The organism is Ruegeria sp. YKSF070, assembly GCF_059612725.1.
This window is the reverse complement of sequence record NZ_JBXWRD010000015.1, coordinates 1-25,147: the sequence shown is the minus strand read 5'-3', so window position 1 is coordinate 25,147 and position 25,147 is coordinate 1. Positions and strand designations below refer to the sequence as shown.

At 64.2% G+C, this 25,147-nt stretch carries 23 protein-coding genes; 10 read left to right on the top strand and 13 right to left on the bottom strand.

Features of this window, described 5'->3' with window-relative positions; all coding sequences use genetic code 11:
- Window positions 1–52 precede the first annotated feature (52 nt).
- The 7 genes from addA to regB form a co-directional block, all read right to left on the bottom strand.
- On the bottom strand, window positions 53–3,409 hold the full coding sequence (gene addA / locus AC2FL1_RS10255; RefSeq protein ID WP_496876850.1) for a double-strand break repair helicase AddA: 3,357 nt from the start codon (window positions 3,407–3,409) through the stop codon (window positions 53–55).
- Complete coding sequence (gene addB / locus AC2FL1_RS10250) at window positions 3,406–6,333, bottom strand: double-strand break repair protein AddB (protein WP_496876849.1); 2,928 nt, start codon at window positions 6,331–6,333, stop codon at window positions 3,406–3,408. The genes addA and addB overlap by 4 nt, the downstream gene beginning before the upstream one ends.
- The gene (locus AC2FL1_RS10245) at window positions 6,326–7,012 is read right to left on the bottom strand and encodes a nucleotidyltransferase family protein (protein ID WP_496827164.1); all 687 of its coding nucleotides are present in this window, start codon (window positions 7,010–7,012) and stop codon (window positions 6,326–6,328) included. The genes addB and AC2FL1_RS10245 overlap by 8 nt, the downstream gene beginning before the upstream one ends.
- A complete protein-coding gene (locus AC2FL1_RS10240; protein WP_496827162.1) occupies window positions 7,009–8,016 on the bottom strand; it encodes an aminoglycoside phosphotransferase family protein in 1,008 nt (335 codons plus the stop codon). The genes AC2FL1_RS10245 and AC2FL1_RS10240 overlap by 4 nt, the downstream gene beginning before the upstream one ends.
- On the bottom strand, window positions 8,013–8,486 hold the full coding sequence (tsaE, locus tag AC2FL1_RS10235; RefSeq protein ID WP_496876848.1) for a tRNA (adenosine(37)-N6)-threonylcarbamoyltransferase complex ATPase subunit type 1 TsaE: 474 nt from the start codon (window positions 8,484–8,486) through the stop codon (window positions 8,013–8,015). The genes AC2FL1_RS10240 and tsaE overlap by 4 nt, the downstream gene beginning before the upstream one ends.
- Window positions 8,487–8,528: 42 nt before the next feature.
- A complete protein-coding gene (locus AC2FL1_RS10230; RefSeq protein WP_496876847.1) occupies window positions 8,529–10,031 on the bottom strand; it encodes a PAS-domain containing protein in 1,503 nt (500 codons plus the stop codon).
- Between the two features lie 67 nt (window positions 10,032–10,098).
- Window positions 10,099–11,496, bottom strand: a complete 1,398-nt coding sequence (gene regB / locus AC2FL1_RS10225) for a sensor histidine kinase RegB (RefSeq protein WP_496876846.1) — start codon at window positions 11,494–11,496, stop codon at window positions 10,099–10,101.
- A gap of 87 nt (window positions 11,497–11,583) precedes the next feature.
- Between regB and AC2FL1_RS10220 the strand changes: the two genes are divergently transcribed.
- The 3 genes from AC2FL1_RS10220 to AC2FL1_RS10210 all read left to right on the top strand — a co-directional run bounded on the left by AC2FL1_RS10220 (window position 11,584) and on the right by AC2FL1_RS10210 (window position 14,082).
- Window positions 11,584–12,204 carry an SCO family protein gene (locus AC2FL1_RS10220; RefSeq protein ID WP_496876845.1) on the top strand — a complete coding sequence of 207 codons (621 nt, stop codon included), beginning with the start codon at window positions 11,584–11,586 and terminating at the stop codon, window positions 12,202–12,204.
- A gap of 86 nt (window positions 12,205–12,290) precedes the next feature.
- Window positions 12,291–12,845, top strand: a complete 555-nt coding sequence (locus AC2FL1_RS10215; RefSeq protein ID WP_496876844.1) for an ActR/PrrA/RegA family redox response regulator transcription factor — start codon at window positions 12,291–12,293, stop codon at window positions 12,843–12,845.
- A gap of 10 nt (window positions 12,846–12,855) precedes the next feature.
- On the top strand, window positions 12,856–14,082 hold the full coding sequence (locus AC2FL1_RS10210; protein ID WP_496876843.1) for a glycosyltransferase family 61 protein: 1,227 nt from the start codon (window positions 12,856–12,858) through the stop codon (window positions 14,080–14,082).
- On the opposite strand, the gene AC2FL1_RS10205 is transcribed toward AC2FL1_RS10210, so the two are convergent.
- A complete protein-coding gene (locus tag AC2FL1_RS10205; protein ID WP_496827150.1) occupies window positions 14,055–14,648 on the bottom strand; it encodes an HD domain-containing protein in 594 nt (197 codons plus the stop codon). The two genes, AC2FL1_RS10210 and AC2FL1_RS10205, sit on opposite strands and share 28 nt — an antisense overlap.
- A gap of 207 nt (window positions 14,649–14,855) precedes the next feature.
- Here AC2FL1_RS10205 and AC2FL1_RS10200 point away from each other — a divergent pair, with 207 nt between their 5' ends.
- From AC2FL1_RS10200 to AC2FL1_RS10185, 4 genes are all read left to right on the top strand, one after another.
- Window positions 14,856–15,170, top strand: coding sequence for a hypothetical protein (locus AC2FL1_RS10200; RefSeq protein WP_234139119.1), 315 nt, complete (start codon window positions 14,856–14,858; stop codon window positions 15,168–15,170).
- Between the two features lie 96 nt (window positions 15,171–15,266).
- Window positions 15,267–16,655, top strand: coding sequence for an adenosylhomocysteinase (gene ahcY, locus AC2FL1_RS10195; protein WP_496876842.1), 1,389 nt, complete (start codon window positions 15,267–15,269; stop codon window positions 16,653–16,655).
- Between the two features lie 173 nt (window positions 16,656–16,828).
- On the top strand, window positions 16,829–17,332 hold the full coding sequence (locus AC2FL1_RS10190; RefSeq protein WP_496876841.1) for a DUF922 domain-containing protein: 504 nt from the start codon (window positions 16,829–16,831) through the stop codon (window positions 17,330–17,332).
- Window positions 17,333–17,512: 180 nt separating this feature from the next.
- Window positions 17,513–17,854: a DUF2853 family protein gene (locus AC2FL1_RS10185; protein WP_234145376.1), complete on the top strand. Its 342-nt coding sequence runs from the start codon at window positions 17,513–17,515 to the stop codon at window positions 17,852–17,854.
- A gap of 245 nt (window positions 17,855–18,099) precedes the next feature.
- Here the strand turns inward: AC2FL1_RS10185 and AC2FL1_RS10180 are convergent, their stop codons facing one another.
- From AC2FL1_RS10180 to tsaD, 5 genes are read right to left on the bottom strand one after another with little or no spacing between them, the layout of a single operon-like run.
- On the bottom strand, window positions 18,100–18,495 hold the full coding sequence (locus tag AC2FL1_RS10180; RefSeq protein ID WP_496876840.1) for a DUF1761 domain-containing protein: 396 nt from the start codon (window positions 18,493–18,495) through the stop codon (window positions 18,100–18,102).
- Between the two features lie 42 nt (window positions 18,496–18,537).
- Window positions 18,538–18,960 carry an EVE domain-containing protein gene (locus AC2FL1_RS10175; protein ID WP_496876839.1) on the bottom strand — a complete coding sequence of 141 codons (423 nt, stop codon included), beginning with the start codon at window positions 18,958–18,960 and terminating at the stop codon, window positions 18,538–18,540.
- Entirely contained in the window at window positions 18,960–19,229 is a 270-nt protein-coding gene (locus AC2FL1_RS10170) for a YciI family protein (protein ID WP_496876838.1), read from the bottom strand. Before AC2FL1_RS10170 ends, AC2FL1_RS10175 begins: the two co-directional genes overlap by 1 nt.
- A gap of 1 nt (window position 19,230) precedes the next feature.
- Window positions 19,231–20,193 (bottom strand): NAD(P)H-dependent glycerol-3-phosphate dehydrogenase, encoded by a 963-nt coding sequence (locus AC2FL1_RS10165; protein WP_496876837.1) that lies wholly within the window; start codon window positions 20,191–20,193, stop codon window positions 19,231–19,233.
- A complete protein-coding gene (tsaD, locus tag AC2FL1_RS10160) occupies window positions 20,190–21,287 on the bottom strand; it encodes a tRNA (adenosine(37)-N6)-threonylcarbamoyltransferase complex transferase subunit TsaD (protein WP_496876836.1) in 1,098 nt (365 codons plus the stop codon). The genes AC2FL1_RS10165 and tsaD overlap by 4 nt, the downstream gene beginning before the upstream one ends.
- Window positions 21,288–21,385: 98 nt before the next feature.
- Between tsaD and AC2FL1_RS10155 the strand changes: the two genes are divergently transcribed.
- The 3 genes from AC2FL1_RS10155 to AC2FL1_RS10145 are packed head-to-tail and all read left to right on the top strand — an operon-like array spanning window position 21,386 to window position 24,934.
- Window positions 21,386–22,099 (top strand): uroporphyrinogen-III synthase, encoded by a 714-nt coding sequence (locus tag AC2FL1_RS10155; protein WP_496876835.1) that lies wholly within the window; start codon window positions 21,386–21,388, stop codon window positions 22,097–22,099.
- A gap of 53 nt (window positions 22,100–22,152) precedes the next feature.
- Window positions 22,153–23,430, top strand: a complete 1,278-nt coding sequence (locus AC2FL1_RS10150; protein ID WP_496876834.1) for a COG4223 family protein — start codon at window positions 22,153–22,155, stop codon at window positions 23,428–23,430.
- 10 nt (window positions 23,431–23,440) lie between these two features.
- Entirely contained in the window at window positions 23,441–24,934 is a 1,494-nt protein-coding gene (locus AC2FL1_RS10145; RefSeq protein WP_496876833.1) for a heme biosynthesis protein HemY, read from the top strand.
- Window positions 24,935–25,147 lie beyond the last annotated feature (213 nt).

The following is a 25,147-nucleotide window of genomic DNA, read 5'->3' as shown; positions in this document are numbered from 1 at the left end:
TCCAAAAAGGGATGCGCTTGGGCCGGAAAGGTAGGTTCCCGATGGGGGGAGGTCAAGATATCTGGATGCGACCCAGGGCAGCGGCCACAAGATCGTGAGGCAGCCACATGATCTGTGCGGTGCGAGTCCAAAGGATGCCGGTGCGGATGGTGCGGCCGGGATAGACCTGTTCCAGCGCATGCGCATAGGCGCCCATCTGCCGCAACAGCCCTTCGGGGCAGGCTTCGGGCCCGTCTGGCACCACCGCGTTGCTTTTGAAGTCGACGACGCCGATTTCACTATCACCGATCAGCAACCGGTCGATCACTCCGTGCAAGCGCCTTGCCCCCAGCGGCGCCGTAATCGGCACCTCGGCCAGGGTACCGGGGGCAAAGATCTCGGCCAGCGCCGGGGCGCTGAGAACGCCGCGTGCCTCGTTCAGCAAATCTTCGCGCAAGGGGGCATCAAGGCCTGGCAACAGGCGCAAGGCGTGATCGGTCCAAGTCGCCGGTTCGGTTCCGGGCAGATGTTCCAGCAACAGGTGCAGCCCGCTGCCGCGCGCTTTGGCGGCTTCTTCGTCCAGACCGGCTTCTCCCGGCAGGGCCTTGGCGCCGCCCAGATCCGAGGGCGCAATGGTTTTGGATGCGGATACGGGATCGGGCGCAGGGCGGACCACCCAATCGGGCAGTGTGACCGTCATGTCGGGCGCAGAGCTCTCCTCGACCAATGGTGGCCCGGTCCAGTCGCCATGCTCCAGCCTCAGGATATCACCCGCGACCCCGGTCGCCCCGGCCTCGACCATAGCGTCCGAAACCGCCTGGTACCAGCTGTTGCCATCGCTGCCCAGATCACCCGCCGCCGCCACGATCAACCACTTTTCCGCCCGAGTCAGGGCCACATACAACAGCCGCAACCGCTCGTTCATCTCACGTGTCTGCGCGGCCTCGCGCGCAGTCGAGAGCAACGCCGGAGAGCTGTCGCGCGAGACCCGCCACAGTGGTGTACCCTCGGCCAACATGATCTCGGCATCGCGTGGCGCGCGGCGCTGGGCGGTGTCGGGCAGGATCACGATGGGCGCCTCCAGCCCCTTGGAGCCATGTACCGTCATCACCCGGATCATGTCGCCCACCCCGGTCATCTGGCGCTTGATCTCCAGATCGTCAGTCTGCATCCAGACCAGGAACCCGGTCAGGCTGGGAATGTCCGAGCGTTCATAGGCCAGCGCCTGGCTGAGCAGGGCGTTGATCCCGTCCTCGGCCTCGGCGCCCAATCGGCCCAGCAGCTTGCGGCGCCCGTCATGCCGGGTCAGGATCCGCTCGATCAGGTCATAGGGGCGCAGAAAGTCGGTCTGCCCGCGCAGGTCGTCGAGCATCTCGAGCGTCTCGGGAAACTCGGCCCGGCGCGCCCTGAGCGCCGCCCACAGGTAGCGGTCCGTCCGGCGATGTGCCAGATCGAAGAGTTGCTGTTCGCTCCACCCGAACAGCGGCGATTTCAGCACCGTGGCCAGCGACAGATCATCCTCGGGCGTGGCCAGAAAGTTGAGCAGGGCGGCAAGATCCTTGACCGCCAGTTCGGCCCCGACCTTGAGCCGGTCGGCCCCCGCGATGGGAAGGCCCGCCGCCTTGCAGGCGCGGATCATCTCGGCAAACAGATCGGATCGGCGCTGAACCAGGATCAGGAAATCGCCGGGCCGCACCCGTCGCCGCGCGAACATACCGGGTGTTGCGCCATCAATCGGGATGGTTTCGCCCCGGTCGATCATCTCGCGGATCTGCCCGGCGACCTGCTCGGCCAGAATCACCGCGTGATGGCGCGCGCCGGGCCGGTCCACCGGGTCGGTCCAGTCGCCGTCTTCCTCTTCCTCTACCTTGTCGATCAGCGGCCAAAGATCGACCCGCCCGGGCAGGTCGGACTTGAAGGCGCGGTGCAATGCCTCTTTGCGGAACCCGGCCTGTGCCCGGTCCCGGAACACCAGATCGACCAGTCCAAGGATCGCGCTGGACGAGCGGAACGAGAATTCAAGCGTCAAATCTTCCAGGTTAGTGCCTGAATCGCGCAGCTTACGCCCGAATTCGGCCTGCATGCGGTCAAACGCGTCCGGGTCGGCGCCCTGAAAGGAATAGATCGACTGTTTCTTGTCACCGACAACAAAAATGGTGCGCTCGACACCCGAGCGCGCGCCTTCGCCGCTGGTGAATTCCTGCGCCAGCTTTTCGATCACGTCCCATTGTTCGGGGCTGGTATCCTGCGCCTCGTCCACCAGGATATGATCGATGCCGCCGTCGAGCCGGTAAAGCACCCAGGCCGCGACGCTCGGATCGGTCAGCAATTGCCGCGCCTTCAGGATCAGGTCGTCAAAGTCGAGCCAGCCGCGCAGCTGCTTGCGCCGGGCATATTCCGGCAGGAACACGGCTGCGAACCGGTGCAACGCCTGCGATTTCTCAGCGGCAGCCAGCGCAAGGCGCTGGTCACGCGCTGCCTCGACCCGCAACATCAGTGCTTCGAGTTGCGGCATCTGTCCGGCCAGCGCGCCCTGGCGCAGACCCTTGGTGGGAAACCCGTCGATCTTGGCCGAAAACGGCGATTTCGCGCTGACACCGGTCAGCAGAACCTGTTCCAGCACGATCAGCCCGTCGAGTGTCGGCCGGGTAAAGGCTGCAAGCCGCGCGGCGGCTTTCTGGTCATTGGCACCGCTTCCCATCAGTGTGGGCAGGAGGGAGCGGATCAGCTCGACCTCGCCCCCCAGAAAAACCGAGGCCAGCAGCCCTTGGGTATCGAACCCCTCGGGCAGATCGAACAGGGTCAGCAGCCCGGCCCAGTCCAGCGGGTGGGCAAAGGCCGCGCGTTGCTGGCAGATGGCGGCGGTCAGGCTGGCGAAATCGGTATCGGTGATATGGCGGGCCAGATCCGAGATCAGCGCAGCCTGCGGACCGGCGGCCAGATCCTCGACGATCTCTTCGCGCAGCAGGGCGGCGGCGCGGTCCTCCATTTCCGAGAATTGCGGGCTGACCCCCGCTTCAAGCGGGAACCGGCGCAAGAGCGTGGCGCAGAACGAGTGGATGGTCTGGATCTTGAGCCCACCAGGCGTTTCGATGGCGCGGGCGAACAGGGTGCGGGCATGGGCCAGCCGCGCATTGTCGATCGCCCCCGGCACCCCAAGATCGGACAGTTGCGCCCTGAGCGGCGCATCCGCCAGCATCGCCCATTCGCCCAAACGTTTGAACAGGCGGTTCTGCATCTCGCTGGCCGCTGCCTTGGTATAGGTCAGGCACAGTATGTGCTGAGGCTGCACATCGCTGAGCAACAGCCGCGCCACCCGGTCGGTCAGCACCTTGGTCTTGCCCGACCCGGCATTTGCCGCCAGCCAGGTCGAGGCGTCGGGCCGCGCGGCCTGTACCTGTCGTTCTGTTGCTGCGTTGCGGGCGCTCATGTCAGATCCTCGGCTTCGGGTGTGGCGCTGCGGTCCCATTCGCCGAACCGGGCCAGATGATCGTAATCGCCGACATCGCTGTCCTTGTGTAACATCCGGCGCGAGGTAAAACCCTGATCTGGCTCGAAATAGGCGCCAATCAGCTGGTGCAGTTCAGCCCAAACCTTGGCCGGGGGCTCGGCGTCGAGCGGGGCTGGCACCTCTTTGTAACTGCCGCCCATGCCGATAAAGACCGCGCGCGCCACCGGGGCCGGGTCGATCCCCTCGAACCCGCCTTCCTCGGCCAGTGCGGCCTCGATCAACAGCTGCCGGTCGAATTTCGCCTGCTGCTTTTCGCTGGGTGGTGCCCCTGTCTTGTAGTCGTAAAGGCACAGAGAGCCGCGTTCGGTGCGGTCGATCCGGTCGGCCCGCCCGGTCAGGGTGAAATCCAGCCCGTCGAGCTGTTTGCGCATCCGCGCCTCGAAGGCGATCGGGCCTGCATCGGTGCGTCGGGCCTCTTCGGACAACAGGAAGGCATCGGCCACCCGGTCGAGCCGCGCCAACCACAGCGCCCGCGCCGTGGGCCAGGCAACCAGCTCCTCCAGCATCGTGGCCGCGCGTTTCAGGAAGGTGTCGCGGTTGAGCAGTGCCATGTCCAGCACGCTGTCGCGCACGAAACTCTCCAGGATCTCGTGGATCACGATCCCCCTCAACAGCGCGTCGGGCGCCTGCACCAGCGGGTCCAGCGGTTTCAGCCGCAGCACATGCCGGGCATAGATCGCGTAAGGATCGCGGATCAGTCTCTTGATCTCGGTCACCGACAATTGCCGGGGCCGCGCGGCCAACGGGGGCCGGGGCGAAGGGCGCGGGGCCGGGGCGCTGCGCGGGGCCTCCTCCAGCGCCTCGGCCATGGATAGCCAGCGGCGGCCACGCGCCCGCATCTCGGACAGCGCCGCGGCGCCGCCCTGATCGGGCAGGCCCTGCAACAGGTTGGTCAGCCGGTTCAGCCAGCGCGAGGGTACGGTTTCGGCATCATCCGAGCGTTTGGCGCGGGTCAGCCAGACCTCGGGCGCGCCGATGGCCTGCTGGAAATCATGCGCCGACAGGCCGATGCGGCGTTCCGGCAGCAACAGGCCCGCATCATGGCGCATGCGACGGTTCAGCCAGGGGTCGGGGGCAGGGGACTCGGGCCAGCTGCCTTCGTTCAGCCCGCCCAGGATCAGCAGCTCGGCCCCCATCACCCGTGCCTCGAGCGTGCCCCAGATCATGATGCCGGGATAGGGCGCATCGCGGTCGCGCACCTCGCCCGTGGACAACAGCCCCCCCAGCAGATCGGCGAAATCGCGGGCATCCAACTCGCCGCCATGCGGGGCCTCGTCGGCCAGAGCGGTGACGATGGCCAGCGCCTCTTGCCCGGCCTTCTGTTCCCAGAGGCTGCCGGTGCCGCCCTCGGCGCCTGCCGACAGCGCCTCGGCCAGTTGGCGCAGGCGGTCGACCCATTCGGACAGCGGCAGGGCGCGGGTGACATGCTGGTCGCAGAAACAGCGGGCGACCCAGTTGGTCCAGCCTTCGGGCACCTCGCGGCGCGTGGTGAAAGCGGCGAGGTCTTCGGCACCGGGAAAGGGCGGTCCGTTGCGGCGCAGATCCAGCTCCAGATCGCGGGTGTGGAGCAGGTGTTCGTTGCGGCCCCCGCCGGTGTGACACAGCGGGTGTTTCAGCAAGCTCAGCAAGGCCTCGCCATCCAGCCGCGCGGAAAACAGCGCCGCCACATGACGCAGGAACCGGCCCGGAGGTGACAGGTGCAGCGGCAGGCCGGCGCTGTCATCGGGCAGGATGTTCCAGCGGTCAAGCGCGGCGCTGACCTGCCGCGTCAGCATCCGGTCAGGGGTGATCAGCGCCGCGCTTTGCCCATCCTCGGCCGCTTGGCGCAGGCGTAGGGCGATGGCCTGCGCCTCGTCCCGCGGGCTCGCCGCCTCGATCAGGGTGATCTCGCGGGTGGCGGTGTCGATGCCCTCCAGCTGCGGCCCCTCGCTCATCCAGGCGTCGGTCACCGGTGCGGGGCGAAGCGCCAGCGAGATCAGCCTGTTGCGGGCGGGGCAGGGGGCGATGTCATCCGACCAGGGTGCGATCTGATCCGGCGTCAGGTTCAGCCGCGCCATCAGCCGGGCAAAGCGAAACTGGGGATGATCCTCGGTGGTCAGCGCGTCCTCGAGCCCGTCCCAGACCCGCTCCGGCTGATCAAAGTCATAACCCGGCAGCACCACGGCGCCCTGCGGCAGGCGGGCCACCGCCTCCATCAGCAGCATGGTTGTGCCGCGCGATCCGGTCGAGCCCGCCAGGATCACCGGATGCGCGGGTGGGCGCTGCGCCCATTCAGAGACCAACGCCTCGACCACGCGCCTTTGCCGGGCCTGCACATCCAGTTCGTCGTCACCGCTGCGCAAATAGCGCTCGGCTATGGCGATGAATTGCTGCGCGCGTGCCCAGTGGCCAGACTGGTCGCTGACATCCAGCGCCCGAATGGCAGCGGGTGTGACGCCTTCGCCCTGCATCTCGTCGATCAGAGAGGCCAGGCTGTCGGAAAGGTCGAAAATCGAGGCCCGCGCTGCCAGATCGGGCTGCTGGTCCAAAAGGCGCGTGATCAGCTGCACCAGTTCCAGCCGCCGCCGCAGCGGCGGTATGGCGAGCGGCAGATGGGTGACCGCGCCCAGCGCCGTCAGGTCGGTGACCAGCGACACCCGCGGCAACAGAGCCGCCGGCCCGGCATCGAACAGCGCACGGATGCGCCGCTCCATCCGGTGGGTGTTGACCACCACCTGCGCCCGCGCCAGAACATGCGGCGCCTGCCCGGCAGCGCGCTGGCGCAGCCCCTGCACCAGCGCCCGCGGGAAATCGACGCCGGGTGGCAGGGCAAAGACACGGGGGTGCGGGCTGGGGTCAAACATCGCGCAGCATCTCCTCGGCCAGGGTGATCCCGCCGGGATGGCCCACATCGCACCAGCGCCCTGGGTATTCCAGCGCAAAGAGCCGCTCCGACGCCCCGATCCTGTTCCACAGAAGGTTCAGCGAAAAGGCAGGCAAGTCAAAGCTGTCCAACCCGCCGGTCTTGACGATCTGCACCCCGCCATAGACCAGCCCCGGCCCGCGTTCGATCCGTCCCTGTGCGTCACGGCTGAAATCGCCAGTCCCGGAATGACCGATGGCCTTGTCAACCGCTACGCACATCAACAGCGCGTCCATACGCGCTGGATCCCACGCTTCGGCCAGCAGGGCAAACGGATTCGGCCCCGACCAAATCGCATCGGTATTGCTTGTAAACACCGTTTCGGCCCCAAGCATCGGCAAGGCTTGCCGCAACCCGCCGCCGGTATCGAGGATATCGGGCTGCTCCTCGGACATCAGCACACCCAGTGGGGCCAGGTGCGCCGCCAGCATCGGGGCCAGGTAGTGCAGGTTCGCCACGATCCGGGGCGGGGAAACTGCGCGGGCCAGATCCAGTGTGTGATCTATCAGAGGGCGACCCGCCACCTCGATCAGGGGTTTCGGGCGGGCACGGGTCAGGTCGCCCATACGGGTGCCGAACCCGGCGGCAAACAGCATTACGGGCAGGTCGGATGGTGTCATCTCGGGTGCAGTCGGGCCAGATTTTCAGGAGAGGGTGGTGGTAGCGTTTGGCGCAGCATGTCCGCGATACCCGCCATGGCCGGATGCTCCAGATCGCGCATCACGTGACGCCAGACTGCCGCCATCAGCGCCAGGTACCGGGTCTTGCCCATCTCGCGCGACAGCCGGGCAAAGACGCCCAGAATGCGCAGGTTCCGCTGCACGCCCAGCACCGCATAGGCAGTGCGGAATTCGTGGTCGTCCGCACCGGTCTCGGCTATGAACCGGTCGATCATGCGCATTTCGATCCGGGCCGGCACATCTCGGCGGATGTCCTGCAAGAGGCTGACCAGATCATAGGCCGGGTGGCCCACGACCGCGTCTTGGAAATCGAGCAGCCCGACCCGGGCCATCCCGGCGCGATCCGGCAGCCAGAGCAGATTCTCGGCGTGATAGTCCCGCAGGATCAGCACTTTGGGTCCCTGGATCGTCCGGTGCAGGACGCCACCGAACCGGTCGATGAACCGATCCCGCATCTCGGTGGTGTCAGTGCCTGTGATCCCGCTCACATAGTGATCAAATGCGATATCGGTCTTTTCGGCCAGCGGTGCCGGGCCATAGCTGTCCAGTCCGGCCATGAGCGGCATGTCACGCAGCGCCACCAGCAGATCGGTCGCTGCCTCGTAAAGCGGCACTTCTTGCGACGGGTCGCGGGCGATGACGCGGGTAAAGAGGTCGTCGCCCAGATCCTCGATCAGTAAAAACCCCTGCGCTGGATCCTCAGCCAGGATCTCCGGCGCGCTGAGGCCCTGGGCGCGCAGGTGCCGCGCCACCTCCACAAAGCGGTGCACCGTTTCGCCCTGCGCGGGCGGTGCATCCATCAGAACGGCGGTCTGGCCGGTTTCCGGGTTGGTCAACCGCTCATAGCTGCGAGCCGAGGCATCGCCGGCCAGAGGTGCGCGCGAGGCGCCGGCCCAGTCGGTTTCGGCCAGGAAAGCGGTGGCAAGCGCGCTTCGGTCACTCATTTCAGCGCCTCGATGCGTGGGGTCCATTTTGGATCGGTCCAAGACAGGGTCAGGCGGCGTTTCAACTCGTTCTGAGGGTCGGTTTCGAAATGCAGATGCAGGGCATGATCCGGTGTCAGAGGGCCCAGCCGGTCTGGCCATTCAACCAGCGTGATCGCTTCCGAGAAGGCCTCTGACAGGCCCAGTTCCTCGATCTCGTCCAGTCCGGTCAGGCGGTAGAGATCGCTGTGCCAGATCTCGCCCCGGGTGCTGTCATAGACCTGTACCAACGTGAAGGTGGGCGAGGGGATATCCTCGGCAACAGGCAGCAGGGTCTGGATCAGGTGACGGGCGAAATGGGTCTTGCCGCTGCCGATCTCGCCCGACAGCAGAAGGCAATCGCCTGGCGCCAAAGCGGCACCGAGAACCACCGCCAGACGGGCGGTTTCATCGGGGCTGTCAGGGTGCAGGATCAGGGGCGAAGCGGTCATGGCGCCACAATGACTGCGGTGCATTCCGGCTGCAAGGCGGTATCACCCCCCGGCGTGGGCGGGGCCGCGCGCGGCTGTCTCTGCGGGCGACGAAAAGGATACCAGGGTAGAGCCGTTCTGGATCGGACTGACGGTGCAGATCAGATACGCGCCGCTGCGCAATTGCACGCGCCCCCCCCATTCGGCCCGGTTTTCGCGGCTTTCGACAAAGTCTCGGATATCACCCCAAAGCGGCGTCGCGGCGCAAAGGTCCTGCCAGGTTCGGGTCGCATCCACGATCGTCACCTGTGCAAAGCTGAGATCGGGATCGGATTTCCACAACCGGTGATGGGCGGCGTTGGAAAAGGCCAGCGACCCGTCGGCGGCGAACACCGCAATCGCCGCATCCAGATGGTCCAGCACTGCCTGCCCCAATTCCAGCTCTGATCGAAACCGGCGAGTCAGGGTGATCTCTGCGGTAATATCCTCGAACAGGAAGGCCACCGCGCCGTCGGGATGGGGCCGCCCGCTGACCGAATAGACCGAGCCCGAGGGCAGCGACCAGGTTTCCTGATAATTGCCGCTCGATGCCGCGTGCAGCAGGTCGTTCATCTGCTGGCGCCAGCCGCCGTAATTCTTGGGCTCGGGCATCATATTGAGGTTGCGCAGCCGGTCAAAGAAGCTCGAGACCTCCGGCCGGCTGCTGAGGAAATCGGCAGGCAAACAGGTCAGGTCGATCAGGGCGGGATTGAACAGTGCCAGTTGCCGGTTGCGGTCAAATATCGCCAGCCCGATGGACAGTTGGGCAAAGGTCTTGGCAAGGGTCTGCACGAAATTGCGCTGGGCGACTTCGGCATCGACGACCGCGTTGATGTCCATCGCGTAGCAGAGACAGCCTTCGTCCTGCGGGACGATCACGACGTCGAACCATAGTTTGGTGCCGGTATCGCCGGTCGCGATGGAGATCCGGGTTTTCTTGCCCGGCGCGCCTATGTCCGAGACGTCGGGAAACAGCGGGTCGAACAGTTCTGGCGAGCGCCCTCGCACCTTTCGGGCGAGAACCACATAGGCGGCGTTACACCATCGGATGCCGCCATCCCCGCCCAGATACCAGACCGGATAGGGCGCCTGATCCATAGCAAGTCGCAGCGGGTCGGTATCGGGGTTCTGCCGTTTACCGTCTTGTGTGTGGCAATGCCTGCGCAGTTCGACCCGAACGATGCCGTCGATCCATTCGCAATAGACATCGCGGTCAGCCCGTCCATCGATCGCGGTGACGACCAATTCTCCTTGCTGTTCCACATGCTCGGGATCCGATGGGAATCCGGGGAATTCGTCAGCAAGCCTGTCGCGCAGGCCGTGCCAGTCATGAATACCTCTGTCGGTGCCCTGATGTGAGGCACCGATCAGGTCGGTGCCTTCAAATAGAAACACATGCCCTTGCCCGCCGCCCGGTTCGAAAACCCGTCCTACTGGTTTGCCCTCGCGCATCGAGGCAATCAGGAGCCGTCCTGTCAGGCCCGCAGACAACAGGGTAATTGCCGCCAGAGCCAGCCAATCCGCCATATTCGCAACCCGCCTTGTCTCGTCCGAATGGATCGATCCTGAGGGTCAGAGGTTAACACAAGTTTAACTAAACTTGAAACTGCTCATTCAACCCTAGCGGGACAGGATTCTCGCCGGTCTGAGCGTCGATCTGCGACCGGGGCCACACGACCAGAACGATTGCACCACGGCGTTCGGACTGGTCGGTAAGCGTCTGGTAGGGGTCCGACCCGTTGGCAAAGCTCAACTCGGCTCCACTGCGTTCCAGCAGCGTCTTGGCGATGAACAGACCCAGGCCCATGCCTTCGTATTCCGGCCGGGTGCGGCGGTCGATCTCGGCACGGCGACGGCGCACGAAAGGATCGCCGATGCGACCGATCATGTGGCCGGGATAGCCGCGACCGTCGTCCATGATTGAAACCGTGATCGTCTCGGCTGTCCATTCCGCCTCGACCCAGACATTGGCGCGCGCGAAATCGACCGCGTTCTGGATCAGGTTGCGCAATCCGTGGATGACTTCGGGCTTACGCAGGATCGACGGCTGTTGCAGGTCGCCGCCCTCACCCGGACCTTCGTCGAAATGCACGGTTTTGCCGCGGTGCAAATGCGGTTCAGCGGCCTCGTGGATCACGGTAGACAGCGGAGCCTGGCGCAGATGCAGATCGTCCTTTCCCGCCCGGCCCATGTCACGCAGGATATCGCGGCAGCGATCCGCCTGCTCGCGGATGAGCGCCGCATCCTCGCGCAGGTCGGGGCGGTCATCCAGCTCTTCGACCAGCTCGGAACTGGCCAGTTTGATCGTCGCCAGCGGCGTGCCCAGCTCATGCGCGGCGGCGGCCACCACGCCACCCAGATCGGTCAGCTTCTGTTCTCGCGACAGCGCCATCTGAGTCGCGGCCAACGCCTCGGACATCGATTGCACCTCGGAGCTGATCCGGTAGGAATAGGCTCCGAGAAAGATGATCGCGATTATGATCGCTGTCCAATGGCCAAAGACGAACACATCCGGAATGCGCAGGACAAAGCCCATCTCGGTTCTCAACGGAACGTGATAGAGGCCCAGCAGCGTGACCAGAACGATGGCGGTGGTACCTATGAACAGGGTCGAGCGCAGGCCCATGACATTGGCCGAGATGATCACCGGCCCGACCAGAAGCAGTGCGAACGGGTTGTGCAACCCGCCGGTCAAATACAGCAGGAACCCCAGCTGCAACAGGTCGAACAGCACCATCAGAAAGTTCTCGAACTCTCCCAAGCGCTTGTTTTCAGGGAAAAGAAAGATCGCCAGCAGATTGCCGACGGCTGAAATACCGATGGCCAGATAGCACAGGCCCAGGTTCAGTTGCAGGTGATAGCTGTGCTGTGCGACCAGAATCGCGGCGACCTGCCCGGCAATGGCCACCCACCGGAGCAGGATCATCGTGCGCAGACGGATCCAGCTGCTGCGCTCTTGTCCGAGCACGAGGTTGATATTGGAGTCCGGCATCGCGCGCCTATGTCCAGTTGCAACGGCTGGCTATCTTGATAGGTGTCCGGGCCGAGACGATCAACATCTCTGACCTTGAGGCCGAAAATGACCCGACTCTATGCCTTTCTCGCCGCGGTGGTCGCTGCCACCGCACTGGGCGCCACCTGGATCGCTACCCGAGGCGGTGATGGAGATGATCGGTTCGCCCAATGTCGCGCGGGGCAGATCGCGGGTGGGGCCGAGACCATCGGGGGCCCGTTCGAACTGGTCAATGCCAAGGGCGAGACCGTCACCGACAAGGATGTGATCACAGAGCCTTCGTTGCTCTATTTCGGCTATACGTTCTGTCCTGATGTCTGCCCGCTGGATACCTCGCGCAATGCCGAGGCGGTGGACCTTCTGGAAGGCCGGGGCCAGATGGTGACCCCGATCTTTATCTCGATCGACCCCGACCGGGACACCCCCGAGGTGGTTGGCGATTTCGCAGCCAACCTGCACGAGCGCATGATCGGCCTGACCGGATCGCCCGAACAGGTCAAGGCCGCAAGTCAGGCGTACAAGACCTATTACCGGGCACAGGACAAGAGCGACGAGTACTACCTGGTCGACCATTCGACCTTCTCTTACCTGGTGCTGCCCGAGCACGGCTTTGTCGAGTTTTTCCGCCGCGACGAGACGGCAGAGCAAATGGCCGACCGGATCGGATGTTTTCTGGACGCCATGTGATCACGACAGAGGCGTTTGACCTTGCCGCAGTCGCTGTTAATACTCGCCCTTAGGCAAAAACACGAAAAACAGCGGAAAGAATGAGCATGGTCGACGCCCCCCAGCCCAATATCGGACCCGACAAGTCGCTGTTGCTGGTCGATGACGACGAGCCGTTTCTGCGCCGGTTGGCCAAGGCGATGGAAAAACGCGGCTTCGAGATCGAGACCGCCGGTTCGGTTGCCGCCGGGCGCGCCATTGCCACCGCCCGGCCACCAGCCTATGCGGTGGTCGATCTGCGGCTCGAGGATGGTAACGGTCTGGATGTGGTCGAAGTGTTGCGCGAAAAGCGGCCCGATTGCCGGGTCGTGGTCCTGACCGGTTACGGTGCCATCGCCACTGCGGTCGCGGCGGTCAAGATCGGGGCCACCGACTATCTGTCGAAACCTGCCGATGCCACCGACATCACCAACGCTTTGCTGGCCACCGGCGACGAATTACCTCCGCCGCCCGAAAACCCGATGAGCGCGGACCGGGTGCGGTGGGAACATATTCAGCGTGTCTATGAACTCTGTGATCGTAACGTTAGCGAAACCGCGCGCCGGCTAAACATGCACCGCCGGACCCTGCAAAGGATTCTGGCCAAGAGAAGCCCGCGCTGAGAGGTTCATTATGGCGCACGCGCCTGAACTCGACCCCAATGATCCGGCGACGCAGCCACAGCCCGATGGCGGCTGGTCCGAGGGGCTGACCACACTGAACGACGCCATTGTCGTCCCTCCAACGGTCAGCGATTTCACCCAAGAGGCAGGCGTGCTTTACAGCGATGGCCGTTACTGTCCGCAAGGTGCCTTGTGGCGCCGCTATCGCCCGCTGACAACCGAGCCGCCGTTGCCGGACGATGTGCCGGAAACCCTGTCCGGCCGCTGGCTTTGGGGCGGAGTGCTATGGGCGCATTTCGGCCACTTCCTGGTGGAAAGCACCGCGCGGCTCTGGGCGTTGAATCATGTCGAAGGGCCAATCGACGGGGTGTTGTTCATTCCGAAACGCCCGCGCGTCGGCGACCAGATCCGTGGATATCAGCGCGATTTCATCGACCTGATGCGCCCCGGCCTGCCGATTCATGTAGCCACTGCGCCAACCCGTGTCGAGGAACTGATCGTGCCCGGGCAGGGCTTTGGCCTGGGTCCGATCACGCAGGGCACGCAGAAATTCCGCGACGCGATCCATGCCGGGTTCGGCAAATCGGTAGACCCGGACGGACCCAGCAAGTTATATATCTCACGCTCTGCATTGGGCCTCGGCAAGGGTGGCATGCTGGGAGAAGAGCGGTTGGAGGATCTGCTTCGGGCCGAAGGTTACGACGTCTTTCACCCCGAGAAATACAACCTCGAAACCCAGTTGGCCCGTTACAAGGCCGCAACCCATGTGATCGCCGCCGACGGTTCGGCGCTGCATCTCTATGCCATGGTCGGACGACCCGATCAGAAAGTGGCGATGATCCTGCGTCGCAAGGCCGGGGCCGCCAACCTGTTGGCCAAGAACGTCGCCCATTTCTGTGAATGCGACCCGCTGGTGATTGATGCGCTCTATACCGAATGGGTGCGGGGGGAGGGCGGCAGATCGAACCGGCTCTCCTTTGGCGAGCTGGATCACGCGGTGATCGGGCGCGGTCTGGCAATGGGCGGGTTTGTGCGCCCGGACGTGGACTGGCCGCGCGCAACCGATGAAGAGCGCGCCCAGATGTTCCGAGACAAGGGTCTGGATCAGGCCGGTGATTTTGTCGAGAGCGAAGAATACCGGAAACGCCGTCGCCGTATCATGCGGCAGGAGCGGCGTGCGCGGCGCGCCGCGCACGAGGATGGGGCGGATCAGACTGCGGAAATCAAGGCCTCGTAGCGGGCGGTAAAGGCGGTGCGTGTTTCCAGCGGTGGCCGCAGACGGATATCCAGCCCCTGCATGAGTTCTGGCCGCTGTCGGCCAAAGAACTTGTTCGCCTCGGCCTCGGTAAACCCGGCGATCCGTGTGGCCTCCAACCAGGCGCTGACCCGGTCGGCGCGCTTGATCTGTTTCTTGATCTGCACCGGCAGCACGGCAGGCAGGCCGAACCGGATATGGATTGCCGCTGTCAGCCGTGCGTCAAGCAGCCCGTAATCGGCCCCGACCGCCGCCTTGACCGGAGAGATCATGTCGCCGATCACATATTCAGGCGCGTCGTGCAGCAGCGCCGCCAGTCGCCACTTCGCACCTGCACCGGGCACGATGCGGGCAAAGATATCCTCGACCAGCAGCGAGTGTTCAGCCACGGAGTAGGCAAATTCCCCTCGTGTTTGCCCGTTCCAGCGTGCGACAAAGGCTAGCCCATGGGCGATATCCTCGATCTCGATATCGACCGGAGTCGGGTCCAGCAGATCCAGCCGCCGCCCCGACAGCATCCTTTGCCAGGCTCTGGGTTGTGTTGCCATTGTGCCACGTCCCCTTTACGTGCCATGTTTTTGCCACATTCCGGGCGCAGCCTGATCCCTGTTCCGATCACATGCTGCCAGCCCAATGATCAGGTGTCGCGTTCGCGGCCCGGTGGCTTGATCGGTCTATCGAAGAGCGGGGGGCGTGTTATCTCCTCCCGGCACGTCCCCCAACAGATCCGTTCCTCTATGCGAAAGGAGCTTGCGATGATCAAGCCTCTGTTGGGAGCATTGGCCGGCTTTGGCCTGATCCTGTCCGCCGGGACGGCCACCGCGCAATCCTGTGCCGCGCGCGCGGCGATCGTCGACCGGTTGCAGCAAAAATACTCTGAACGCCTCGCCGCCGGTGGCTTGCAACCCCTGTCGGATGGCGCTTCGGTGATCGAGCTTTGGGCCTCGTCCGAAACCGGCACCTTTACCGTGCTGCTGACCCGGGCCACTGGCATCAGCTGTATCGTCGCTGCGGGCACCGACTATTTCCAGACCTCGGACACCCAGACGGTGCCCGATATCCCCAGCTGAGCCACAGCCGCGATCATTCCCCCTGATCCTCGTTGCCAGTCGAAGGCAGGGGTGATAGGGCCTCTGGCGACCGAATTTGCCGGAATGGAGTGACAGATGGCCGGGGATTATATCGTCAAGGACATTTCGCTGGCCGGGTTTGGCCGCAAGGAACTGGATATTGCCGAAACCGAGATGCCGGGCCTGATGGCGCTGCGCGAGGAATATGGCGAGGCGCAGCCACTCAAAGGCGCGCGGATTGTCGGTTCGCTGCATATGACCATCCAGACCGCCGTTCTGATCGAGACGCTGGTGGCGCTGGGCGCCGATGTGCGCTGGGCCTCGTGCAATATCTTCTCGACCCAGGACCACGCGGCGGCAGCGATTGCGGCGGCGGGCATCCCCGTCTTTGCGATCAAGGGCCAGACGCTGGAAGAGCATTGGGACTACCTCGACAAATCCTTCCTGTTCGAGGACGGCCCCAACATGATCCTGGATGATGGCGGCGACGCGACGCTTTACATCCTGCTTGGCGCTCGCGCCGAGGCGGGTGAGGACATCATCCCGGTTCCGTCCTCGGAAGAGGAAACCGTGATCAAGGCCCAGATCAAGAAGCGCATGGAGGCCAGCCCGGGCTGGTTCACCAAGATGCGTGACCAGATTCAGGGCGTGTCCGAGGAAACAACCACCGGCGTCAACCGCCTGTACCAGCTGGTCAAGGACGGCCATCTGCCCTTCCCGGCGATCAACGTGAACGACAGCGTGACCAAGTCGAAATTCGACAACAAATATGGCTGCAAGGAATCGCTGGTCGACGGTATCCGCCGCGCCACCGACACCATGATGGCCGGCAAGGTCGCCGTGGTTTGCGGGTACGGCGATGTGGGCAAGGGCTCGGCCGCGTCTCTGCGCGGCGCCGGTGCGCGCGTGAAGGTGACCGAGGTCGACCCGATCTGCGCCCTTCAGGCCGCCATGGACGGGTTCGAGGTGACCACGCTGGAAGACGAAGTCGCCAGCGCCGACATCTTCATCACCACCACCGGCAACAAGGACGTGATCCGCATCGAGCATATGCGCGAGATGAAGAACATGGCCATTGTCGGCAACATCGGCCATTTCGACAACGAGATTCAGGTCGCCGCGCTGAAGAACCACAAATGGACCAACATCAAGGAGCAGGTGGACATGATCGAAATGCCCTCGGGCAACAAGATCATCCTCTTGTCCGAAGGCCGCCTGCTGAACCTGGGCAATGCCACCGGCCACCCTTCGTTCGTGATGTCGGCCTCGTTCACCAACCAGGTTCTTGCGCAGATCGAACTGTTCACCAAGGGCGACCAGTACGAGAACAAGGTCTATATCCTGCCCAAGCACCTGGACGAGAAAGTGGCCCGCCTGCACCTGGCCCGGATCGGTGTCAAGCTGACCCAGCTGAGCCCCGATCAGGCCAGCTATATCGGGGTCAAGCCCGAAGGCCCGTTCAAGCCGGAGCACTACCGCTATTGAGTGTCGGCGCCAGCCGATGCCCAACCGTTCTGACTGGCCGCCCTGACATGATCGGGGCGGCCTTTTCATACCGATCGCTTGATCCGACAAAGCTTGACGCGTTAATCCCCAGTCCGCTTATCTCATGCAACTGTGCCGAGCCCTCAGGCGGCATGCACCTCTAGGAATGTGATATGCGTATGAAGTTTCTTTCGATCCGCCTCTTGGTCAAATCGCTGTGTGTGGCGGTGTTGGGGCTCTCATTCGGTGCGGTGATGGCCGAGGCGAAACCCAAGGTTACGGTTGTGAACAAGACCTATGTGGTGAATGCCGCCACAGCGCAGGATCTGATCCGGGAGATGGATGCGCGGGGGCCCAACGGGTTCTGGGCCTATACGGACTGGTATGTGAAATGGTCCGGCAGTTGCGACCTGTCAGTCAGTATCACCTATACGATGCCCAAGCATAAGAACGAGGCCAAGCTGGATCCGGAGCTGCGCAAAAGCTGGAAATCCTTTGTCGCGGCTCTGAAGAAACACGAGGAGTTGCACGGCGCGCATGGTGTTCAGGCAGCGCAGGAAATTGAACAGACCAAATGCGCTGACGGTGACGCCGTTATCAGAAAATGGTCCAATCAGGACAAGGTTCTCGACAAGCGCACCGACCACGGCAAGAAGGATGGCGTGGTCTTGAAGTGAGGCGGCCCGTCGCGTTGTCTCTCGCCTCGGGGCTGACTTGACGCGATGACAAGGCCGATCACGGCGACTTACAGGGAAAACTGGCCAAGTTTTCCCTTTGTGCACGACCCGGCTGCCGCTACGCTCTCGCCAGTGCCGGATAGACTGGCCGAAAACAGAAAAACTCGGGAGAGTGAAGAGATGGGAAAACGCGACGACCTGATCGCCCAATATGCAGACGATCTGAAGAACAAGTGCGGGATGGAACCCGACATGGACCTGCTGACCAAGGTGACCATTGGCTGCGGTCCGGCAATTTATGATGCCGATGCCTCGACCGTCGCGTCGAGCCAGCCGGGTGAGCTGGAAACCGTCAAGAACAATTTCCTGATCAAGAAACTGGGCCTCGCCGACGGGCCGGAACTCGACGCCGCCATTGCCAAGGTGGTGGACACCTATGGCAAGTCCGAGCGCAACAAGTATCGCGCCGTCGTCTATTACATGCTGACCAAGCATTTCGGCAAGGAATCCGTCTACGGCTGAGCCAACAGCATGCTGTACACGCAAGCGCCCGCATTCGCGGGCGTTTCGCATTTTATGAATATTGTCAAAGCTTTGCCTTTGCGCAGGAAGGGGTATCGGGCGTATAAGTAATATATGACCAGGACGGTCAGAACCTCGGTACAGAATTCGCGTGTGGTGTGTTGGGAGCACGCGGGGGTAGGGGAGGGTTCTGAGCCGTCGGAACCTTCCCCTTTTTTGTTGTGCCGCAGCCCGTGATCCGGGTTCTAGAACAGCGTCAGGATCAGACCCATCACCGCACAGGCCAGTGTTGCATAACCCCCGTCGATCAGGCTTAGCCGCAAGGGGCGCATGGCATAGAGGTTGTTGAGCGTGATCCAGGGAGCGATGAAGAACAGCCCGACTCCAACTCCCGCGACGATCCCGGCGCCCGCGCTGTCGATACCCGAGAGGGCAAAGACATGGCGCATCATTCCCGCCACGATCAGTAGCAGCAGAAAACTGGCGGCAAAGATGCCCGGTGTCATGCCGCCTTCGGGTTTGCCGTTGGGGCCGCGCGGCACCTTGGCATCCTGCATCCAGGGTTCCGCCAGAACCATGTACCAGACCGATCCCAGCGCAAAGGCGCCAAACGCGGCCGCCAGAACATTCAACAGTTCCATCCTTGCCTCATCGAGTATCCGCGATGCGGCCAGAATGCATGATCAGTCGGGATCTGTCTGCCCCATCGCGCAGATTGCGCGCCATTCCGCCTCGGTCACCGGCTGCACGGACAGGCGCGAATTGCGCACCAGAACCATCTCGGACAGGTGCGGATCGGCCTTGATCTGCTCCAGCGTCACCGGTTGCTGGAAGGGGCGCACCGCCTTGATGTCCACACATTCCCAGCGCGGGTCGCCTGCCTTGCTGTCGGGGTGCACCTCGGCGCAGACCTCGACGATACCGACTACCGCCTTGTCGCTTTGCGAGTGGTAGAAAAAGCCTCGGTCACCCAACGCCATTTCCCGCATGAAGTTGCGCGCTTGATAATTGCGCACGCCATCCCATTCCTCGCCCGCGTCGCCCTTGGCGACCTGATCGTCCCAACCCCAGGTCTCGGGTTCCGATTTGAACAGCCAATAGGCCATCAACCGATCACCTTTTTCCACGGGATCAGTTGCACCGACTGGAACAGCCCCGCCTTGGCATAGGGGTCATTGGCGGCCCAATCCTCGGCAGCGGCCAGATCGGCCACGTCAAGGATGACCAGCGAACCGATCATCGCGTCACCGTCCAGAAGCGGCCCGGCCTGCGCGACAACGCCGGTTTCCTCGATATAGGCCAGATGTGCTGCGCGATTGTCGAGACGGGTTTGCAGGGCGCCGTCCTTGTCGCGGGCGATCAGGGCAACCAGCATGTCATTCCTCCTTGAGCGGTCGGTTGAGCAGCGAACGCATCGCTTCGGCGACACTGTAATCGCCGTTTGACAGCTGCGCCACCGTTGTGCTGATCGGCATCTCGATCAAGTTATCGCGGGCCAGTTGTGCCACCGCATGGGCGGTGGCGACACCTTCGACCGTGGTGGAGCGGTCGAACGGTTCCTGGCGACCGAGCGCCAGACCAAACCGATAGTTGCGCGACAGGTCGGACGAGCAGGTGAGCATCAGATCGCCAAGGCCAGACAGGCCCATAAGGGTCTCGGGCCGGGCGCCTTTCAGCGCCGCCAGCCGCTGCATCTCGGCAAAGCCACGGGTCAGCAGCGCGGCGCGGGCGCTGTCGCCCATCCCGGCACCGATGCAGGCGCCGCAGCCGATTGCGATCACGTTTTTCAGCGCGCCGCCCAGCTCTGCCCCGACCGTGTCGGTGGTTCGATAGAGCCGCAGGTTGGCGGTGGTCAGCTGCGTCTGCAAATCACGGCCAAGATCGGCTTCGGCACAGGCCAGCGTCAGTGCCGTCGGCAGGCCGCGCGCGATATCTTGGGCAAAGCTGGGTCCGGTCAGCAACGCGGTGCGGGTGTCTGGCAGGATTTGCGCCATCACTGCCAATGGGCCCAGCCCGGTATTCAGTTCGATCCCCTTGCAGCAGGCAACCAGAACCCGCCCGCGCAGTGCGGTGGCGTTCTCGGATAGCATGCCGCGCAACTTCTGCATCGGTACCGCCAAAAGCAGCGTGTCGCATCGCGTGGCCTGATTCAGATCGGCGGTAACGCTCAGCGCTTCGGGTAGCGGCAGGCCGGGCAGGCGCTGGTGGTTCTCGCGGGTCTGCTGCATCTGTCGCGCCTGTTCTGGGGATCGTGACCACAGCGTGACCGGACCCTTGCCCGCCAGCGATATTGCCAGAGCGGTGCCGAATGCACCTGATCCCAGAACCGCGATACTCATGCCTTGGCGCCCTTCTTGCCGCTGCCCAGCATCGCCGGGCTGCTTTGATCAAGTGGCCAGCGCGGCCGCGCGGTCAGGTCCAGCCCGTCGCGGGCGCCTCCGAGGAACCGCTCCAGCCCGGCATAGGCGATCATCGCCGCATTGTCGGTGCACAGATGCAGCGGCGGCGCGGTGAACCGGGCACCCGCCTCGGCGCAGACCGTTTCCAGCGCCGCGCGGATGGCGGCGTTTGCCGCCACCCCGCCGGCAACCGCGACAACCGGCTCCGTCGGCGCCGCGTCCAGATAAAGCGCCAGCGCGCGTCGGGTCTTTTCCGCCAGGGTATCCACCACGGCGGCCTGAAACCCGGCGCACAGATCGGCGCGATCCTGCCGGGTCAACCCGCCCTGTTCGCCGACCAGCTGGTCGCGCATCCGCATCAGCGCCGTCTTCAACCCTGAAAAGGACAGGTCGCAATCGGGCCGGTCCAGCAAGGGCCGGGGAAAGCGGAACCGCTTGGGATCACCCTGCCGCGCCTCGCTCTCGACCGACGGACCGCCCGGCTGGAGCAGGCCCAATAGGCGCGCGGTCTTGTCAAAGGCCTCGCCCGGGGCGTCGTCGATGGTCCCGCCAAGCCGTGAGAACTGTTCGGGCCCGTGGGCGATCAGGTATTGGCAATGCCCGCCAGACACCAGCAGCATCAGATAGGGATAGGCGATCTGGTCGGTCAGGCGCGGGGTCAGCGCGTGGCCCGCCAGATGGTTCACCCCGATCAGCGGCAGGCCGGTGGCGGCGGCGATCCCCTTGGCGCACATCACCCCCGACATCACCCCGCCGATCAGGCCCGGCCCGGCGGTTACCGCCACCGCATCCAGATCGGCCAGGGTAACGCCAGCCTCGGCCAGCGCCTGGCGCACGCAGATATCAAGCTTTTCGGCATGCGCGCGGGCGGCGATCTCGGGCACCACGCCACCATAGGCGCTGTGCAGGTCGGTCTGGCCATGCACGACCGAAGACAGGATCTCGGCCGGTTGCCCCTCGGTCTGGCGCACCACCGCGGCGGCGGTATCGTCGCAACTGCTTTCCAGCCCGAGTATCGTCAGGGTTTGCGCCATCGGCCCCACCGTTGCATGATGTTCGGCGAGCGGGGTATCACCCCCGCGACCCGCAAACAATCCCGCCACGCAGGAGCGCGCCGCTGATCTATCTGCTGATGACCCGCCCGCGTGGCGCCTCGGAACGGTTTGTCGCCGGGTTGCGCCCCGAGATCCGGGAGACGCTGAGCGTGGTCTATGCCCCTCTGCTGCGGATCGAACCAACTGTCGAGACGCTGGATTTCGGACCGGCGGCAGGGCTGATCTTTACCTCGTCCAATGGGGTCGGCATCGCCGCGCGGCTGAGTGCCGACCGGTCGCTGCCCTGTTTCTGCGTCGGGCGCGCAACCACCCGGATGGCGGCGCAGGCAGGCTGGTCCGCCACCATGGTGGGCGAGAGCGCCGAGGCGCTGATCGCGGGGATACTGGCACGGCGCCCGGATACGCCGCTTTTGCATCTGCGGGGCGAACATGGGCGCGGTGAGGTGGCGGCAAACCTGACCCGGATGGGGATCAGAACCGAGGAACAGGTGATCTATGCCCAGCGTTTGCTGCCCTTTTCCGACGAGGCACAACGGGTTCTGACGGGTGACAAACCCGTTATTGCACCGGTTTTCTCACCCCGGACCGCGCGACAATTTGCCGGGCTGTTGAACGGCACGCCGTCGCTCAGCGTCGTCGCGATGAGTGAGGCAGTGAAAAAACCCTTTGAAAACATGAAGCTTTCCGATCTGATTGTCGCCAAGACTCCGGATGCCGACGCCATGCGGGACGCGATTGAATTTGCTGTTACGCGTGCCATTCGGGTTGAGGGGCGTCCGGGCGCGCATTAGTGTCGAACGGCATCCGGTATTTGAAGATTTTCAGATTCGAAAGGGACAGCGCGGTGGCCGAGAAGAAAGACCCAGAGCTGGAAACCGTCACCGACCCTATGTCCGAGACCAAACAGGAGTTGCCTGAACCAACGGTTGACGAGGCGAAGGCGGATACAGAGGCAGCTTCCGAAGCCGAAGCCGAAGCCGAAGCCGAAGCCGAAGCCGAAGCCGAAGCCGAAGCCGAAGCCGAAGCCGAAGCCGAAGCCGAAGCCGAAGCCGAAGCCGAAGCCGAAGCCGAAGCTACCCACGCGACCGAGCATGACCCACAGCCTGCGCCACGGGCCGAGCCGCGGCGCGGTGGTTTCGCCCCGGCCCTGATCGGCGGCATCGTCGCGGCAGTGCTGGGTTTTCTGGCCGGACGTGCCGACCTGATTGACCCTCTGCTGCCCCCAGGCCTGCGCGTATCGGACGGTGCCGAGGCTATTGCTGCGCTTCAATCGAAACTTGATCGGCAGCAGGCAGAGCTGAGCGCCCTGAAATCCGATATCGGCAAGATCGAAATGCCCGATACCTCGGGCCTGTCCGCACAACTGGGCGATCTCTCCGCCCAGCTTGCACCGCTTGCCTCCACTGCCAAGGACCTGACCAGCCGTACCGATAGCCAAGCGCAGGACCTGACGGCACTGGCTGCCCGCCTGTCCGAGATTGAAACCCGCCCGGTCGCCGAAGGTGCCTCGCCCGAGGTAGTTGCCGCCTACGAGGCCGAACTGGCCCGCACGCGCGAGGCGCTGGCGGCGCAGCGTGCCGAGGTCGAACAGATGGTGGCCGATGCGCAGGCGCTGAAGGCAACCGCCGCCGCCGATGCGCAACTGGCCGCCAATCGCGGTGCTCTGGCGCAACTGCGTGGCCAGCTTGAGGCAGGTGCACCCTATGCCGAACCGCTGGCGGCGCTGACCGCTGCCGGGATCGACATCCCCCCGGCATTGTCCGGCCCGGCCGCCGACGGAGTCGCCTCGCTGGCTGTGTTGCGTGACACCTTCCCGCCCGCCGCCCGGGCCGCGCTCGCCGACCTGCGGGAAACGACCAAGGGCACCGGCCTGTTGGCTTTCCTGGAACGCCAGACCGGCGCCCGCTCGGTCACGCCCCGCGCGGGTGATGACCCCGACGCGGTGCTGTCGCGGGCCGAGGCGGCGGTGACCTCTGGCGATTTGGCATCGGCGCTTGATCTTGTCGCGGGCTTGCCCGAGACGGCGCAGGCGGCCCTTGCTGACTGGGTTGCCCAGGCCAGCAGCCGCCACCAAGCGATTGCGGCAGCGGATACGCTGGCGCAAAGCCTGAACTCGAACTGAAGGACAGCCCATGCTGTGGTCATTGCTCAAGATCCTGGTTTTCGTCGCGATCATCGCATTGCTGGCACTGGGCGCCGGTTTCCTGATGGAGGCAAGCGGCGGTGTTCAGATCACTGTCGCAGGCACCGAATACACGCTGGGGCCGCTGCAATCGGTGATCGGTTTCGGTCTGCTGGTGGTGGCGGTCTGGCTGTTCTTCAAACTGCTGACGCTGCTGATCGCCACGCTGAAATTCCTCAACGGCGATGAAACCGCCCTGTCGCGCTATTTCGACCGGGGGCGTGAACGACGCGGCTATCAGGCGCTGACCGAGGGGCTGATGGCGCTGGCCTCGGGCGAGGGGCGTCTCGCCATGGCCAAGGCCGCGCGCGCCGAGAAGCTGTTGCAGAAACCGGAACTGACCAATCTGCTGGTGGCGCAGGCCGCCGAGATGACTGGCGACACCAAGAAGGCGGCAGAAACCTATCGCAAGCTGGTCACCGATCAGAGCACTCGGTTTGTCGGGGTGCGCGGGATCATGAAGCAGAAACTGGCCGAGGGCGATGACGAGACCGCCCGCAAGCTGGCCGAAAAGGCGCTGGCACTGAAACCCCGCCACGAAGAAACCCAGGACGTGCTGCTGACGCTGCAGACGCGGGCGCAGGACTGGGCCGGCGCGCGGGCAACTCTGACCTCGAAGCTGAAGACGGGCACGCTGCCGCGAGACGTGTACAAGCGCCGAGATGCGGTGCTGGCGCTGTCGGAGGCGCGCGATCTTCTGTCCGAGACTGCAAGTGTCGACCAACAGGAACGCGCCATCGAGGCCAATCGCCTGTCCCCCGACCTGATCCCGGCGGCGGCCATGGCGGCCCGCGCCCATATTGCCAAGGGCAAACCAAAATACGCGGCCAAAATCCTGACCAAGGCCTGGCAGGTGCAGCCGCATCCCGATCTGGCCCATGCTTTTGCCGAGATCGCACCGGATGAGACGCCCGCCGCGCGGATCAAGCGTTTCGCCGCCTTGGCCAAGGCACATCCGCAGCACGCAGAAACCCGGCTGATGATGGCCGAGCTGAACATCGTCGCCGAGGATTTCCCCGAGGCGCGCCGGGCGCTGGGCGATCTGCTGGAACACTCCCCCGATGCGCGTGCCTATACGCTGATGGCCGCGATCGAGCGGGGCGAGGGCGCCTCGGACGCGGTGGTGCAGGGATGGCTGGCGCGCGCGTTGACCGCGCCGCGTGGGCCGCAATGGGTTTGCGATAACTGCCAGCATATCCATGCCGCATGGGCGCCGGTCTGTGCCCATTGCAACAGCTTTGACACGCTCAGCTGGCGGGCACCGCAGGACACCGATGCCAGCGCGACGACGACGGCGAACATGCTGCCGCTGATTGTTGGCGCCATCGAACAGAAGGCGCCCGAGGCTGATGAAGTGGAGTTCGAGTCGGAGGTCGCCGCCGAAGACGCGGTGGAGGCGGTGGCCGAAGAAGATAAAGAGGCCAGCGAATCAGCCACCCGGTGAGGGTCTCACAGACCCGATGCCGGTGGCGCCATCCAAATGATGAGCCCGCACCCTTCGTGACCGGCGCCCGTTTTGGGCGCCGGTTTGGGTTCAGTATAGGCCTCAGTAGACGACGACGGAGCGGATGCTTTCGCCGGCATGCATCAGGTCGAAGCCCTTGTTGATCTCGTCGAGGCTCAGCGTGTGGGTGATCATCGGGTCGATCTCGATCTT

Excerpts from the sequence above, each read along its gene's own strand:
- AC2FL1_RS10170 (WP_496876838.1), bottom strand. The coding sequence starts at position 19,229 with ATGCTGGTTGCCCTGATCGCCCGCGACAAGGACGGCGCCCTGCAAACC.
- regB (WP_496876846.1), bottom strand. The coding sequence starts at position 11,496 with ATGCCGGACTCCAATATCAACCTCGTGCTCGGACAAGAGCGCAGCAGC.
- addA (WP_496876850.1), bottom strand. The coding sequence starts at position 3,409 with ATGAGCGCCCGCAACGCAGCAACAGAACGACAGGTACAGGCCGCGCGG.
- AC2FL1_RS10200 (WP_234139119.1), top strand. The coding sequence starts at position 14,856 with ATGATCAAGCCTCTGTTGGGAGCATTGGCCGGCTTTGGCCTGATCCTG.
- AC2FL1_RS10210 (WP_496876843.1), top strand. The coding sequence starts at position 12,856 with ATGGCGCACGCGCCTGAACTCGACCCCAATGATCCGGCGACGCAGCCA.
- AC2FL1_RS10175 (WP_496876839.1), bottom strand. The coding sequence starts at position 18,960 with ATGGCCTATTGGCTGTTCAAATCGGAACCCGAGACCTGGGGTTGGGAC.
- AC2FL1_RS10165 (WP_496876837.1), bottom strand. The coding sequence starts at position 20,193 with ATGAGTATCGCGGTTCTGGGATCAGGTGCATTCGGCACCGCTCTGGCA.
- AC2FL1_RS10155 (WP_496876835.1), top strand. The coding sequence starts at position 21,386 with ATGACCCGCCCGCGTGGCGCCTCGGAACGGTTTGTCGCCGGGTTGCGC.
- AC2FL1_RS10245 (WP_496827164.1), bottom strand. The coding sequence starts at position 7,012 with ATGACACCATCCGACCTGCCCGTAATGCTGTTTGCCGCCGGGTTCGGC.
- AC2FL1_RS10215 (WP_496876844.1), top strand. The coding sequence starts at position 12,291 with ATGGTCGACGCCCCCCAGCCCAATATCGGACCCGACAAGTCGCTGTTG.
- AC2FL1_RS10240 (WP_496827162.1), bottom strand. The coding sequence starts at position 8,016 with ATGAGTGACCGAAGCGCGCTTGCCACCGCTTTCCTGGCCGAAACCGAC.
- AC2FL1_RS10190 (WP_496876841.1), top strand. The coding sequence starts at position 16,829 with ATGCGTATGAAGTTTCTTTCGATCCGCCTCTTGGTCAAATCGCTGTGT.
- ahcY (WP_496876842.1), top strand. The coding sequence starts at position 15,267 with ATGGCCGGGGATTATATCGTCAAGGACATTTCGCTGGCCGGGTTTGGC.
- AC2FL1_RS10185 (WP_234145376.1), top strand. The coding sequence starts at position 17,513 with ATGGGAAAACGCGACGACCTGATCGCCCAATATGCAGACGATCTGAAG.
- AC2FL1_RS10205 (WP_496827150.1), bottom strand. The coding sequence starts at position 14,648 with ATGGCAACACAACCCAGAGCCTGGCAAAGGATGCTGTCGGGGCGGCGG.
- AC2FL1_RS10145 (WP_496876833.1), top strand. The coding sequence starts at position 23,441 with ATGCTGTGGTCATTGCTCAAGATCCTGGTTTTCGTCGCGATCATCGCA.
- tsaE (WP_496876848.1), bottom strand. The coding sequence starts at position 8,486 with ATGACCGCTTCGCCCCTGATCCTGCACCCTGACAGCCCCGATGAAACC.
- tsaD (WP_496876836.1), bottom strand. The coding sequence starts at position 21,287 with ATGGCGCAAACCCTGACGATACTCGGGCTGGAAAGCAGTTGCGACGAT.
- AC2FL1_RS10220 (WP_496876845.1), top strand. The coding sequence starts at position 11,584 with ATGACCCGACTCTATGCCTTTCTCGCCGCGGTGGTCGCTGCCACCGCA.
- AC2FL1_RS10180 (WP_496876840.1), bottom strand. The coding sequence starts at position 18,495 with ATGGAACTGTTGAATGTTCTGGCGGCCGCGTTTGGCGCCTTTGCGCTG.
- addB (WP_496876849.1), bottom strand. The coding sequence starts at position 6,333 with ATGTTTGACCCCAGCCCGCACCCCCGTGTCTTTGCCCTGCCACCCGGC.
- AC2FL1_RS10230 (WP_496876847.1), bottom strand. The coding sequence starts at position 10,031 with ATGGCGGATTGGCTGGCTCTGGCGGCAATTACCCTGTTGTCTGCGGGC.